This is a genomic window from Thermococcus sp., assembly GCF_027063845.1.
Classification (GTDB): Archaea; Methanobacteriota_B; Thermococci; order Thermococcales; family Thermococcaceae; genus Thermococcus.
Window position 1 is genome coordinate 1 of record NZ_JAMOQU010000008.1, and the last position, 12451, is coordinate 12451.

The window sequence follows — 12451 nt, forward strand, 5'->3', positions numbered from 1 at the left end:
GCGGTGAAGATTGAAGGTGGAGCAGACCACGAGAAGCTCGTCAGGAAGCTCGTGAGGATGGGAATTCCTGTTATGGGACACACTGGACTAACCCCCCAGCGCTATCTAAGGCTCGGTGGCTACAGAATCACGGGCGAGACGGAGGAGGAAATCGAGGAAATCCTGCGCGACGCGAAAGCCCTGGAAAGGGCCGGAGCCTTCGCGGTCGTTCTGGAGTTCGTCCTGGCCGATGTCGCAAAGCTCGTAACTGAGGAAGTCTCAATACCGACGATAGGAATCGGGGCGGGCCCGTACGTTGACGGCCAGGTTCTGGTCTGGCACGACCTCCTTGGAATTTACGAAAGCTCGCCTCCCTTCGCCAAGCGCTACGCCGAGCTGGGCAGAATTATCCTCGACGCTTTGAGTCAGTACAACCGCGAGGTCAAGGCTGGAGAATTTCCAAGTTCCGAGCACTACTGGGAGTATCAGGACAAGGAAGACTTTGAGAGAAAGGCGAAAAATGCCCTCAGAAGGCTCGACCTCTAAGTCCTTTCGGTGACTTTTTGGATTCCTTCCAATTTTGTGTGTTTCCAGCCCTTCTTTGTAACCACTCCGTGGTTTTGGATTGTTTAAACTTCAAGGTTTATAAGGGGTTATTGTGAAATATTCAATGGTGGCAGTGGAATGTTCAACGTGACGAGGGGTGCAAGGGGTAACAAGCGGCTCTTAGCGATGGTCTTCGCGTTCTCAGTGGTGGCAGTGGTGTTCATCGGCTTCGTAGTGGCCACTGGCTCGAGTGCTACCTACCACGTGACCCTGAGCCCCAACTCCCTTTACTACTTTTCCATTTCGGGTAGCTTCATGACCCTTTCCCTGGACGTTTCCTCTTCTGAGCCCGTTACGGTTTGCATAACCGACTCTACAGGTCTTGAAAAGTTGGAAGCGGGTGGAAGGGCCCTGTGCTACCTCTATGCCCAGGACGTTATGAACATTAAGAGGGTTTGGAGAAGCCCCAAAGACGGTCAGTTCTACCTCGTGATACTATCTGACAAGCCTGCAGAAGCGACGGTTACCATAGAGCGCGGAATCCTTGTAAAATGATGGAGCCGGGACCGGGATTTGAACCCGGGACCTGGGGATTACGAGTCCCCCGCCCTGCCGAGCTAGGCTACCCCGGCACCGTTCTAAGGAACAGGCCCGGGATTTATAAGCTTTTCTCAGGGCTGGCTGAGGATGCTCCGAATTACCATCAGCCATTTCTGGGGGTTGAGGGCTATAATGAGCATCAGCGTTGCTAGGACGAAGTTGAACATGGTAAGGGCGCCGAGGGACTTAAGCTCGAGACGGTAGAGGCTCTGGGGAATCCTTACCGCCCATCCGTCCGTTACGCGGGAAACTGCCCATGCCAAGAGAAATCCCGTTAAGACGTCGTATATCCAGTGGTGAGCCAAAAACACCGTCGCAAAGGGAATCAGCGTGTTTATCACTATCAGTACTTTCCCTCCAAGGCGCTTTCTGTACTTCCAGATTGTTATGATGTTTATGGCGGCGAAGGTGTTGTGCAGTGAAGGCAATACGAACTCCTGTCTAGTGAGGAGGGTGTTCTCCATCGAGTAACCTGGAATGTGGTAAACGTAGTGGGGGGCATAGATATGGACAAAAATGTAAACTATTCCAGCACCCGTATAGGCCATCAGGTATCTCCCGAGGAGTTCGTCTGACGTCTGCAGGTCGCGCAGATAGAGAAGAACGTAGAGCACCATAAACCCGATTGACCCGGCGAATCCAACATAGTACACCCACCGAAGTATCATGTAAAGGGGGACGAGTGAGCGGGTATAATCAAGAAGCCCAAGAACTAGGGATTTGGAGGTTAGGGGGAGCTTTAAAAAGTTACGGGTGATGTCAACGCTCCATCTACCGATGTACCCGTATAAAACGCCAAACGCTATCCATCCGAAGTAGCTGAGGATGAAGGCGTTGAGCCTGACGAGGACTTCTTTGTCGCGAAGCCTCGAGAGGACCGGGTTCATTTCTTATCCCCCAGAGTTATGCTTTAACTCGTTGGTTATGTATCGGAGCAATTTGGAGCCAACCCTTTAAAAACTTTGCACGTAACCTCGGAAGGGTGGTAGCGTGGAGATACCCGGTTACGGAAAACTTGAGTTCAACGCCGTTCTCTTCGACCTGAACGGCACGCTGGGTGTTTATGGGAAAGTTTCAGATGAAGTCAAAGAGCTCCTCGCGAGGCTCGCTGACCGATACACAGTTGTAGTTCTCAGCGCAGACACCTTCGGAACCCTGGAGGAGGAGTTCAGAGGGTTGCCCGTTAGAATCGAGAGGGTCTCAAGCGGCTCAGAAAAGGCCGAGATTGCCGAAGGCTACGCACCTTACGTCGCGGTGGGTAACGGGAACAACGACGTTGCCATGCTTGAGAAGGCAGAGCTGGCCTTCTGCGTGATTGGGCGGGAAGGGGCGAGCGTTGATGCGCTCCTCGCAAGCGATGTGGTCGTCACGGACGTTAGGGACGCGATAGAGATGCTCCTCAACGAGAAGAAGCTCATAGCGACTCTGAGGAGGTAGCATGAGGACTCTAAAAGGCCCAGGCACGGCCCGACTCGTTGTGAAAAAGTCCATCTTCATAGGCTACGCCTCGCCAGCTAAAAACGAGGACGAAGCAAGGGCGTTTATTGAGAAAATCCGAGCTCACCACAGCGACGCTAACCACAACGTCTCGGCCTACGTTATAAACGACGGGCGGAACTTCGCGGTTCGCTACGATGACGACGGCGAGCCGAAGGGGAGCGCTGGAAAGCCCGTCCTGAAGGTGATTCAGAACAAAGGCCTGAGCAACGTGGTTGTAGTGGTCACGCGCTACTTCGGCGGGATAAAGCTCGGCTACGGCGGCCTGGTCAAGGCCTACAGCGAGGCCGCGAGCAGAGCCATAGAGAACGCGGGAATCGTCGAGGTCTATGATACTGAGCGCTTTCAGGTTACCTTCCCCTACGACCTGTTCCACACGGTCAGGGAAACTATAGAGAAGGCCGGCGCGAGGGTCGTGGGCGAGGACTACTCCAATAACGTTACCTTCACCGTTGAGGTAAGGAAGGGCGAGGCTGAGGAACTGATGGAGCTTTTGCGAGAAAGGACGAGGGGTAGGTTAAGGTTAGGGGCACTTTCATGAGTTTAACGTCGTTGAGCTCAACAGCCTTCACGTGCTCCTCTGATTTATAGGGCACCTCAGGGAAACCTTGAGTGTAAATTACATGGTATGTAAAAACTTTTTCAGGACGAGGCCGGTTATGGAGGAGGAATGCCTCTGGGGAAAAGGCCATAGAAAGGCCGTTGAAGACATCATTGGTGCAGTGTTACGGGGGAACACCGCGGTTCTCCTCGGCCCGAGAAGGGTGGGAAAAACGAGCGTGGTCAGTGTGATGGCGGAAAAGCTGCGAAGAAAGAGGGGGCACCACTACGTCTATTTCAACTTCTCCAGATTCATAGGCTCAAGGGCGATTTCAATGGCCGATATAGAACCGAAGAGAACGTCGTTGAAGATGATAACGACGAGCAAGAGCTATAAAATCTCGTTTCGGGGAGTGAGCGTTGAGGTAAGGAAGACAAGCATTGAGGAGTTCAGCAGGGACTTTTCAACTCTGGTTCGAGTTTTGTCCCAAAACGTCAAGCTGGGTGTCTTGATATTCGACGAAGCGCAGGTTCTGGCCAGGCTAAAGAACCTCGACTTCAGAGGTCTCCTGCAGGAGATAACGGACAGTTATCCTAACATTTCCCTCGTTTTTACCGGCTCAATGCCGGGTATGCTGGTTGAGTACCTAAACTCAAGCGCCGAAAAGCCAAACTTCATGCGCTCGGCGGAAATCTTCACCCTTCCACGGTGGAGCATTGGAGAAGGAAGGGACTACCTCATCGAGGGCTTCAGAAGCTATGGAATAAAGGTAACGAACGAGCTGGAGCTCTCAAGAGCCGTTGAAGAGCTGGGGGGAGTTCCCGGGTTTATCTCTCACTATGGCATCACGGCAGTTAACTTCGTGAGGAAGGGAAAAAGCCCGGAGGAAGCCCTCTCAGTGGCCCTTGAGGAAAGCAGGAGGCATGCGCTTGAGGAATGGAGAAAGGACATAGAGGCCTTTCTGAACGTCTACAACAGCGGGGTTTACATCGGCGTTCTCAGGGTTCTGGCGGAGGCTTATCCGAGCGCCCTCCGTGGGGCGGAAATCTACAGGAGGCTTAAAATCCTGGGTTTAGCACCTACAAGGGTTCAACACGTCTATAAGTACCTTAAAACGCTTGAAAAGGCCGGTTTTATTCGCTCGTCTGAAAGGAAGTACTGGATTGAAGACCCCCTCCTTAGGGAGGCCGTCAAGAAGTTCAACCTCGACCGGGTCGCTCCTGCCCTTTAGTAATTTTCTCGGAGGAATAGAGGAAAACATCAGCGGAGCCTTTCGGCCTCTGTGTGGAGTGAGATTAAGACCTGCATATGCACCTCCTAATGCTCTACCCCGCAACCCTTTAAAATCCTCGCCCTCAGCTTAGCCCGGTGGTTGCAAATGGCGAGGATAGCGGTCATCGATTACGACAAGTGCAACCCGGACAAGTGCGGTCACTTCCTCTGCGAGCGAGTCTGCCCCGTCAACCGAATGGGCGGCGAGGCGATAGTCATAGACGAGGAGAACTACCGTCCCATCATACAGGAGGCCAGCTGTACCGGCTGCGGAATCTGCGTCCACAAGTGTCCCTTCAACGCGATAACCATAGTAAACCTGCCAGAACAGCTCGATGAGGACTGCGTCCACCGCTACGGAATAAACGGCTTTGTCCTCTACCGCCTTCCCGTCGTCAAGGAGGGCATGGTCGTCGGAATTCTCGGTCCCAACGGAACGGGTAAGACGACGGCAGTCAAGATACTCTCCGGCCAGCTCCTGCCGAACCTCTGCGGCGACAACGACTCTTGGGACAACGTGATTAAGGCCTTCCGCGGAAACGAGCTCCAGACGTACTTCGAGAGGCTGAAGAACAGGGAAATTAGACCCGTCGTGAAGCCCCAGTATGTTGACCTAATCCCTAAGGCCGTCAGGGGGAAGGTCCGCGACCTGCTCAGGAAGGCCGACGAGAGCGGAAGGTTCGACGAGGTTGTTAAGGAGCTTGAGCTCGAAAACGTCCTTGATAGAGATATAAGGCACCTCTCGGGCGGTGAGCTCCAGCGCGTTGCCATAGCGGCGGCCCTGCTCAGGAACGCAGAGTTCTACTTCTTCGATGAGCCGTCGAGCTACCTCGACATAAGGCAGAGGCTCAGGATTGCGAAAATCATAAGGAAGCTCGCCGAGTCGGGCAAGAACGTTCTGGCGGTCGAGCACGACCTTGCTATCCTCGACTACATGAGCGACATAATTCACGTCGTCTACGGCAAGCCCGGTGCCTACGGTATCTTTTCACAGCCCAAATCAACAAGAAACGGCATAAACGAGTTTCTACGTGGCTACCTCCGCGACGAGAACGTTCGCTTCAGGCCCTACGAGATAAACTTCAGCAAGAAGAGCGAGAGGAAAAGTCAGGAGGGAGATATCCTCGTCGAGTATCCGAGTCTCGTTAAGGACTACGGCTCCTTCAGGCTTGAGGCCGAGGGTGGTGAGCTCTACATCGGCGAGGTCGTCGGAATCGTCGGCCCGAACGGAATCGGTAAGACGACCTTCGTGAAGATGCTTGCAGGAGTCGAGAAGCCGACGGAGGGAGAAATAGACTGGTCCTTGACCGTTTCCTACAAGCCCCAGTACATAAAGACCGACTACGATGGAACCGTTTACGACCTCCTCAGCAAGATTGACGCGGGCAAGCTCATGAGCAGTTTCTACAAGAGCGAGCTCCTGAATCCGCTTGGAATTCCAGAGCTCTACGACAAGAACGTCAACGACCTCTCAGGTGGTGAGCTCCAGCGCGTTGCCATAGTGGCCTGCCTGCTCCGCGATGCCGACCTGTACCTCCTCGACGAGCCTTCAGCGCATCTCGACGTCGAGCAGAGGTTAGCTGTCTCGAAGGCAATCCGCTCGCTCATGGCCAAGAACGAGAAGACCGCGCTTATCGTCGAGCACGACGTCATGATGGTTGATTACCTGAGCGACAGGCTGATTGTATTCGAGGGCGAGCCCGGCAAGTTCGGAAGGGCGAGCAGGCCGATGGGCATGCGCGAGGGAATGAACCGCTTCCTGGCATCGGTCGGGGTAACCTTCAGGCGCGACCCCGAGACGGGAAGGCCGAGGGCCAACAAGGAAGGCTCCGTAAAGGACAGGGAGCAGAAGGAGATGGGCGAGTATTACTACACCTAAAGGCTTTTCTTTTCCTCCTCCAACTCCCTTTGGTGGTTGTATGAAGCCTGGAAAACTCCCGCCGGAACTCCTTGAGAAGCTCGTTCTCTCAAGGCTTCCATCCAATGGCAAGGGCGTCATCGTCGGCCCGGGAACGGGGATAGACGGGGCGGCATTGAAAGTCGAAGGCATTCTCGTTGCCTCCAGCGACCCCATAACCGGAGCAACGAATAGAATCGGCTTTTATGCAGTCCACGTTAACGCGAACGACGTGGCAGTTATGGGCGCGGAGCCGAGGTGGTTTCTAACGACGGTGCTCCTTCCAGAGAACGCGGACAAGGGACTTTTAAGCGAGATAATCGACGAAATCTCGCGCGAGGCCAAAAAGCTCGGAGTTGCAGTCGTCGGCGGGCACACGGAAGTAACCCCTGGCCTCGACAGGCCCATAGTGGTTGGAACGATGCTCGGCGAGGCAGAGAGGCTCGTCAGGCCCGATGGAGCGAGGCCGGGGGATGCGATAATCATGACCAAGTGGGCCGGTCTTGAGGGAACAGCCATAATCGCGGAGGAGCTCCGGGAGAGGCTCGTCCCCATACTCGGGGAGGAGTTCCTTGAGCGGGCATCGTCCCTTATCGAGTACCTGAGCGTCCTTCCCGAGGCGAGGATTCTCAGGGAGGTCGCCAATGCTATGCACGACCCGACCGAGGGCGGAATACTCAACGGCCTCCACGAGATGGCCGATGCATCGGGTCTTGGCTTCAGGGTTTACGCCGAGAGGATTCCAATCCGCGAGGAGACTAAAACCCTCTGCAACTACCTCCACCTGAACCCACTCGGCCTGATAAGCTCGGGTGTCCTCCTCGCCTCGGTTCCCAGGGATTACGCGAAAAAGGCCGTCGAGGAGCTTTTGGGCCACGGGGTAACCGCGAGCATCATAGGGGAGTTCTTAGCCGAGGAGAAGCGCGTCATAGTCGAGGAGAACGAAGAGAGGCCCGCGTGGAGACCCGAGAGCGACGAGCTGTGGAAGGTCGTTTGAGGGGAGACTTTAAAAGTCCATAGATGATGGATTTCAAGGTGTCAACAATGGAGCGAACCCTCGATAATTACATCAAACTCCCTCAGAATAAGTATGAAAGAGTGTCTTTCAGGAAGCTAATGGGCTATATAATCCCCTCGACAACCTACGCTACCCACGGCCTCTACATGTACCCCGCGAAGTTCATCCCCCATGTCGTTCGCTTTGCGATTGAGAAATACTTGCCTGAAAAACGGGACTCCTGGGTCTTCGACCCCTTCGCCGGCTCTGGGACGGTTGCAATAGAGGCCACCCTTGCTGGTGTTAACTACCTGCTCTGGGATTTAAACCCCATAACCTCTCTCTTTGTTAAAGCTTCGACGTATAAAGAGGAAGTTTCTGTTGAGGATTTGGAAATCGATTTTGAGTATTCCGGGGAATTCATGCCAAAATGGCGTAATATTGAATACTGGCATCCTCCCGAATTCCTCGAAGTTCTTAAGAGAGCCTGGGCCTACTATCATGAAGTCGTGCCAGATATAGTAAAACCCTTGGTTGCTATACCCCTTCTCAAGGTCACGCGCTATTTTTCATACAGTGATGAGAAGATTGCAAAACTCTACAAATCTAAGTACGCCAAGAAAAAGGTTGCTGAGTTGCTCAATGAGGATTACCGAAGAAAAATGGAAGAAATGTACTTCAGGGAGGCAATGCGTGTTGTTGAAAAGGTAACTGACTTTCAAAGCAGGAGGCCGAAAAATGTGGAGGGGATAGTCCGAGTGGGAGTTGATAGCATTGAGATGAACCTTGAGAGAGAGGTGGACCTCTTGCTAACATCTCCCCCTTACCTTCAGGCCCAGGAATATATTAGGAGCTTCAAACTTGAACTTTTCTGGCTTGGATACTCTGAGGAATATATTCGTTCTCTCTCGCGTCTGGAGATTCCTTACAGAAAACCCCCTGACGAGGAAGTTTTGAGTAATCTCTACTGGGAATATCGTGAGAGTGTAAAGAGCCTAAACCATCCAAAGCTGCTACAGATTTACGATTGCTACTTCAAGTCTCTGGTCAGGTTTCTTAATAACGTCCATGAGGATATAAGGGAGCGAATGGCAATATTTGTTGGTCCGGTCAAAATTAGGGGAATACGCGTTCCTATTGATGAAATACTCAGAGAACATCTTGAGAATCTCGGATGGACTCACGAGAGGACTTACATTGATGAAATCGTTGCGAGAAGACTCTTTAAGTCAAGAACAAATCCTGCTACTGGTCTTCCCGATGAACGGACTCCCACGGAGCATTTGCTAATCATGAGGAGGTGATGGTACATGTATCTGTTGCTTTATCTCGTTCCCGATAAGTTGATTTCAGAAAACGCCACGTTAAGAGCCCAAAAGCAGTACCTCCGCTCGTATTTTGAGGAAACTGTTGTTCCAATGCTCCTTGGAACAGGAAACTTTGGAGAGGTTCCTCTTTTTGAGCGAGTTCTCTCGGGCCTAATTAACCTTGAAAATGAATGTCCTCGAGATGCTCTGGAAGAGATAGCTCCAAAATGGTATGTTTTTATGAAACGAACTTATGCTTCCATAGGACCTCGAATCGGAAATTTCACCGAGTCTCTCATTGGACTTTGGATTGGAGCGAATCACATCAACTACAATCTTGATAGATTCCTTGAGGAGCACTTTGGAGTCAAAATAAAAAAGAAAAAACGTTCTCAGATCGATTTTGTGAGGATCAGGAGCCATACTTTGGACCTTATAGAGCTTAGGACGAGTGAGCACACAGGAGGAAGAACAGGTCAGGAATCACTGACCGATAAGTTCGTGAGGTTCTTGGGACTACTTGAAGATTCTAATGTCAAACTCAGGAATGCCCTACTTAATAAAGGCATTAAAAATGTAAATCTACTCGTTGTGACACTCTTCAACGAATCTGGGGAACTTTTAACCCCCAATAATCTGAACAAGGGGAGATACGCATCCCTGGTTGGTTATCTGAGCGAAGAAAGACATCTGGGGGGAAAGATAAAGGAGTTGCTCTCCAAAGGTTACATCCTTCATGCTGGTGAGAGACAGTTCACGGAACCTCCGGATGATATTGAGGTAATCCTAAAGAATGCATTTCTTGAGAAGCGCCGGGTTCTATTGGAGAAGGATGACTTCATTGTTGAAATCGGAATCCTTTGGGGTGACGAGTTTTTCCACAGGTTCACGGGAAAAGGGCTTGAAGAGCTTTTGAGAAATGATATCAAGGATAGAGTCGGCGATGACCTATGGATGTTTCTCGTTCTGACGTTAAACGAGCTTAGGCTCAGGGCAAGTGAAGGAAAATCAACCATCGACATGCTCAGGGATTACCTTCTAAGGTGTGGTGAATTTGAGACACTCATTGAACTCCGCAAGAAGGCCAACTCGTTAGATGAGTTCCTTGACGACCTTGGGAACCTCGTTGACTCGATAATTCCTGGGTTCCTGAGAGAACTCGGTAAGAATGGGAGGAAACTTCGTCTGCTTGGTACTGATGACCTTGTTGCTCAGTACAACTACCTACGGGGAGTGGTTCTACTTACACTTGCCCTTGAGTTCTACCTCAGAAAAACCTAAACCTCCACCCCAATCTTTATCCCCTCGTCCTTCTCTATCTCGCGGAGGAGGAGAACGACCTTCTCGGGCGGGAGCTCCATCCTAGAGAGCAGTTTCTTGGCTTTTCTAACCTCTTCCCGCTTTTCTCCACTTGACCTTCCCTCAAGGTAGTCGAGAACCGCCAGGAGGGCCCCTTTAAGACTCCTGTCGCCGAGGGGCAGGGGCCTCCAGCCGTTTTCGTGAACGTAGACTGCCTTCGGAACTTCAACGCCCGACAGCTTGTCCACAGGCACTATAGAGGGTTTGCCCCTCGCGCGGAGGTAGTTCAGCAGGGTTTCTTCGTCGAACCCCTCGTTGAGCAGGCTCTTGTAGGCTATTTCAAAGGCGTTAAGAAGCGTAGCGAGGCGCTCTAATTTCCCTATCCTGTCCTTGCAGAGCAGGGAAAGCTTTACGAGCACCCTCTCAAGGGGTTCCTCCTCCAAATCCACCGTGAAGAGAATCCTGTCCCTGAGCGAGGTTCCCTCCGCGAAGGCCTTGGCAACCACCCACTTGGCGCCGTTGGTGAGGATTCCGTAGCGGACGCCCCTGCTGAAGCAGTAGCGGGCGAGCTGGCGGAGCGGTTCGTCGCGCTTTATGACGTCCACAGATAGGTTTTTCGCCTCAAGGAACGCCACAATCTCACCGTTGAGGAGGAGCGCGTAGTCGGCTCTCCCGTCTTCGGTTCTCTCCTCTGGCCTGACCTCCTCCGGGTTGTTCCAGTCCCAGCCGAGGGCAGTCATTATCTCGCCTATTAGGTGTTGCTTCACAGCCTCCTCGTTCCTCTCGTAGAGCTTCCTGTGGAGGCCTATGCGGGACATGACGTTGAGAACCGCGCGCTCCATCCCCTCACCTTTTCCCCGTTGGTAAGGCCACCTAAAAGCTTTTGGGGTTTGGGAGCGTAAATTACCGAGGTGGAAACCGTGTGCAGGATACTCTTTGCCATGGGACGGGGGGAGGGGATTGAGCCCCTCGCCAGGGCGTTCATGAAGTCTGCCGAGAACGACCCCTACCGCGCGAGGAGGGGAGGTAAGAACCAGCACCGCGACGGCTGGGGCTACGTCCTCCTGAGCAATGGAAGCGTTTATCACTACCGCTCGGAGAAGGCCGTTTTTGAGGACGGGAAGGGATTTTCAGGGCTCGTTGAGCTCCTTAGGGAAAGCGATAATGCGGTTCTCCTCGCCCACGCGAGGGCGTCTTCCCAGGGCTCGCTCGGGCTCTTCAACGTCCAGCCCTTCGCATTCTCCACGAGGCGCAGTTTTTCCTTCTGGTTCCTCCACAACGGCGACCTCGACAAGGAAAAGATTATCGAGCTGGCGGAGTTCGAGGTGGAAGACCTGAGGGACGCCTCGGACAGCTACGCCTTCTCGGCCTACCTCTGCAGAGCCCTTCAGAGACCTGAAAAGGAAGAACTTCTGAGGCACTACTCCCTCGGGGCGTCGCTGGCAAAAACTATTTTCAACACGGCCACGCTCTTTCTCCTTCCCGACGGGGGCTGGAGGGTCTTCGTGACGGCATACATGACCGACGAGTACTGGAAGAACGACCCCCACAGGGACTACGCGAGGCTGATTGAGCTCGACGGCGATGTTTTTGCGGTTGCGAGCTCGACCCTTGAGCTCTACCACAAAGCTGGCTGGAAAAACGTTCCCAACGGCACCGCACTTCTAATAACGCCCGATGGAATCGAACGCCTTCTCATGGGGTGATGGTATGGACGAGAATGCCCCGATTAGGGTTTACATGACGCGGAAACTCATCGGCGTTTCGCCGGAAGATACGGTAAAGCGGGCCTGCGAGGTTATGATGGAGTTTGACATAGGCTCGCTCGTCGTTGTGGAGAACAACGAGGTTGTGGGCTTCTTCACGAAAACCGACGTCATACGGCGTGTTGTGATTCCAGGGAAGCCCAACACGACACCGGTCCGGGAGATAATGACACGGGAGCTCGTTACGGTAGACGTCAACACCCCACTCCGTGAGGTTCTCGACATAATGGCCAAGAAGGGCATAAAGCACATGCTCGTGAGGGAGAACCGGAAAATCGTCGGGATATTCAGCCTCAGCGACTTGCTGAGTGCGAGCAGGAGAAAGCTTGAAACCGCCATAGCGGCGGAGTGATGTGCCATGATAAGGATTGCCCACATAAGCGACACCCATATCACTGGTGAGAGCGCCTACAAGGGCTACGCCTACGACCTGATAGCCAACGAGGTGAACAGGCTGAACTTTGACTTCGTCGTCCACACCGGCGACGTCACTAACAACGGCCTGCGCGAGGAGTACGAGAGGGCCGAGTACGAGCTCAAGAAGATTCAGAAGCCCCTCGTCGTCGTTCCGGGCAACCACGACGTCAGGAACGTCGGCTACGACCTCTTCGAAGAATTCATCGGCCCGCTCAACGGCGTCTACGAGTTCAAGGACGGAGTCCTAATCTGGGTGGACTCGACGATTCCAGATTTAAGCGACGGCAGAATCGGGAAGCACAAGTTCCGCTGGCTGAAAAAGAAGCTTGAGGA

14 protein-coding genes and 1 tRNA gene are annotated in these 12451 nt (G+C 53.0%); 12 read left to right on the forward strand and 3 right to left on the reverse strand.

Annotation, left to right across the window (positions count from 1 at the left end; translation table 11 throughout):
- A partial coding sequence (locus MVO87_RS00585) for a 3-methyl-2-oxobutanoate hydroxymethyltransferase (protein WP_297551830.1) occupies positions 1 to 525 on the forward strand: 525 nt, incomplete at its 5' end.
- A gap of 138 nt (positions 526 to 663) precedes the next feature.
- The gene (locus MVO87_RS00590; RefSeq protein WP_297512244.1) at positions 664 to 1080 is read left to right on the forward strand and encodes a hypothetical protein; all 417 of its coding nucleotides are present in this window, start codon (positions 664 to 666) and stop codon (positions 1078 to 1080) included.
- Here MVO87_RS00590 and MVO87_RS00595 read toward each other — a convergent pair.
- Positions 1081 to 1157: transfer RNA gene (locus tag MVO87_RS00595), tRNA-Thr, on the reverse strand.
- A gap of 39 nt (positions 1158 to 1196) precedes the next feature.
- Positions 1197 to 2012 carry a phosphatase PAP2 family protein gene (locus MVO87_RS00600; RefSeq protein ID WP_297512241.1) on the reverse strand — a complete coding sequence of 272 codons (816 nt, stop codon included), beginning with the start codon at positions 2010 to 2012 and terminating at the stop codon, positions 1197 to 1199.
- A gap of 103 nt (positions 2013 to 2115) precedes the next feature.
- Between MVO87_RS00600 and MVO87_RS00605 the strand changes: the two genes are divergently transcribed.
- The 7 genes from MVO87_RS00605 to MVO87_RS00635 all read left to right on the forward strand — a co-directional run bounded on the left by MVO87_RS00605 (position 2116) and on the right by MVO87_RS00635 (position 9917).
- On the forward strand, positions 2116 to 2562 hold the full coding sequence (locus MVO87_RS00605; RefSeq protein WP_297512238.1) for an HAD family hydrolase: 447 nt from the start codon (positions 2116 to 2118) through the stop codon (positions 2560 to 2562).
- 1 nt (position 2563) lies between these two features.
- Positions 2564 to 3163 (forward strand): YigZ family protein, encoded by a 600-nt coding sequence (locus MVO87_RS00610; RefSeq protein WP_297512236.1) that lies wholly within the window; start codon positions 2564 to 2566, stop codon positions 3161 to 3163.
- Positions 3164 to 3281: 118 nt separating this feature from the next.
- Positions 3282 to 4394, forward strand: a complete 1113-nt coding sequence (locus MVO87_RS00615; protein WP_297551832.1) for an AAA family ATPase — start codon at positions 3282 to 3284, stop codon at positions 4392 to 4394.
- A 147-nt stretch (positions 4395 to 4541) separates the two neighbouring features.
- Positions 4542 to 6314, forward strand: coding sequence for a ribosome biogenesis/translation initiation ATPase RLI (locus MVO87_RS00620; RefSeq protein ID WP_297551834.1), 1773 nt, complete (start codon positions 4542 to 4544; stop codon positions 6312 to 6314).
- Between the two features lie 40 nt (positions 6315 to 6354).
- Positions 6355 to 7329, forward strand: a complete 975-nt coding sequence (locus MVO87_RS00625; protein WP_297513425.1) for an AIR synthase family protein — start codon at positions 6355 to 6357, stop codon at positions 7327 to 7329.
- 47 nt (positions 7330 to 7376) lie between these two features.
- A complete protein-coding gene (locus MVO87_RS00630) occupies positions 7377 to 8633 on the forward strand; it encodes a DNA adenine methylase (protein WP_297513430.1) in 1257 nt (418 codons plus the stop codon).
- Between the two features lie 6 nt (positions 8634 to 8639).
- Positions 8640 to 9917, forward strand: a complete 1278-nt coding sequence (locus tag MVO87_RS00635; RefSeq protein ID WP_297513423.1) for a hypothetical protein — start codon at positions 8640 to 8642, stop codon at positions 9915 to 9917.
- On the opposite strand, the gene MVO87_RS00640 is transcribed toward MVO87_RS00635, so the two are convergent.
- A complete protein-coding gene (locus MVO87_RS00640) occupies positions 9914 to 10777 on the reverse strand; it encodes a type I restriction endonuclease (protein ID WP_297513421.1) in 864 nt (287 codons plus the stop codon). The two genes, MVO87_RS00635 and MVO87_RS00640, sit on opposite strands and share 4 nt — an antisense overlap.
- Before the next feature lie 78 nt (positions 10778 to 10855).
- Here MVO87_RS00640 and MVO87_RS00645 point away from each other — a divergent pair, with 78 nt between their 5' ends.
- The 3 genes from MVO87_RS00645 to MVO87_RS00655 all read left to right on the forward strand — a co-directional run.
- Positions 10856 to 11641, forward strand: coding sequence for a class II glutamine amidotransferase (locus MVO87_RS00645; RefSeq protein ID WP_297513420.1), 786 nt, complete (start codon positions 10856 to 10858; stop codon positions 11639 to 11641).
- 4 nt (positions 11642 to 11645) lie between these two features.
- The gene (locus tag MVO87_RS00650) at positions 11646 to 12053 is read left to right on the forward strand and encodes a CBS domain-containing protein (RefSeq protein WP_297513419.1); all 408 of its coding nucleotides are present in this window, start codon (positions 11646 to 11648) and stop codon (positions 12051 to 12053) included.
- A gap of 6 nt (positions 12054 to 12059) precedes the next feature.
- Positions 12060 to 12451: metallophosphoesterase family protein (locus MVO87_RS00655; RefSeq protein WP_297551836.1), on the forward strand; the 392-nt coding region annotated here is incomplete at its 3' end.

Excerpts from the sequence above, each read along its gene's own strand:
- MVO87_RS00650 (WP_297513419.1), top strand. The coding sequence starts at position 11,646 with ATGGACGAGAATGCCCCGATTAGGGTTTACATGACGCGGAAACTCATC.
- MVO87_RS00635 (WP_297513423.1), top strand. The coding sequence starts at position 8,640 with ATGTATCTGTTGCTTTATCTCGTTCCCGATAAGTTGATTTCAGAAAAC.
- MVO87_RS00600 (WP_297512241.1), bottom strand. The coding sequence starts at position 2,012 with ATGAACCCGGTCCTCTCGAGGCTTCGCGACAAAGAAGTCCTCGTCAGG.
- MVO87_RS00625 (WP_297513425.1), top strand. The coding sequence starts at position 6,355 with ATGAAGCCTGGAAAACTCCCGCCGGAACTCCTTGAGAAGCTCGTTCTC.
- MVO87_RS00640 (WP_297513421.1), bottom strand. The coding sequence starts at position 10,777 with ATGGAGCGCGCGGTTCTCAACGTCATGTCCCGCATAGGCCTCCACAGG.
- MVO87_RS00615 (WP_297551832.1), top strand. The coding sequence starts at position 3,282 with ATGGAGGAGGAATGCCTCTGGGGAAAAGGCCATAGAAAGGCCGTTGAA.
- MVO87_RS00610 (WP_297512236.1), top strand. The coding sequence starts at position 2,564 with ATGAGGACTCTAAAAGGCCCAGGCACGGCCCGACTCGTTGTGAAAAAG.
- MVO87_RS00590 (WP_297512244.1), top strand. The coding sequence starts at position 664 with ATGTTCAACGTGACGAGGGGTGCAAGGGGTAACAAGCGGCTCTTAGCG.
- MVO87_RS00620 (WP_297551834.1), top strand. The coding sequence starts at position 4,542 with ATGGCGAGGATAGCGGTCATCGATTACGACAAGTGCAACCCGGACAAG.
- MVO87_RS00630 (WP_297513430.1), top strand. The coding sequence starts at position 7,377 with ATGGAGCGAACCCTCGATAATTACATCAAACTCCCTCAGAATAAGTAT.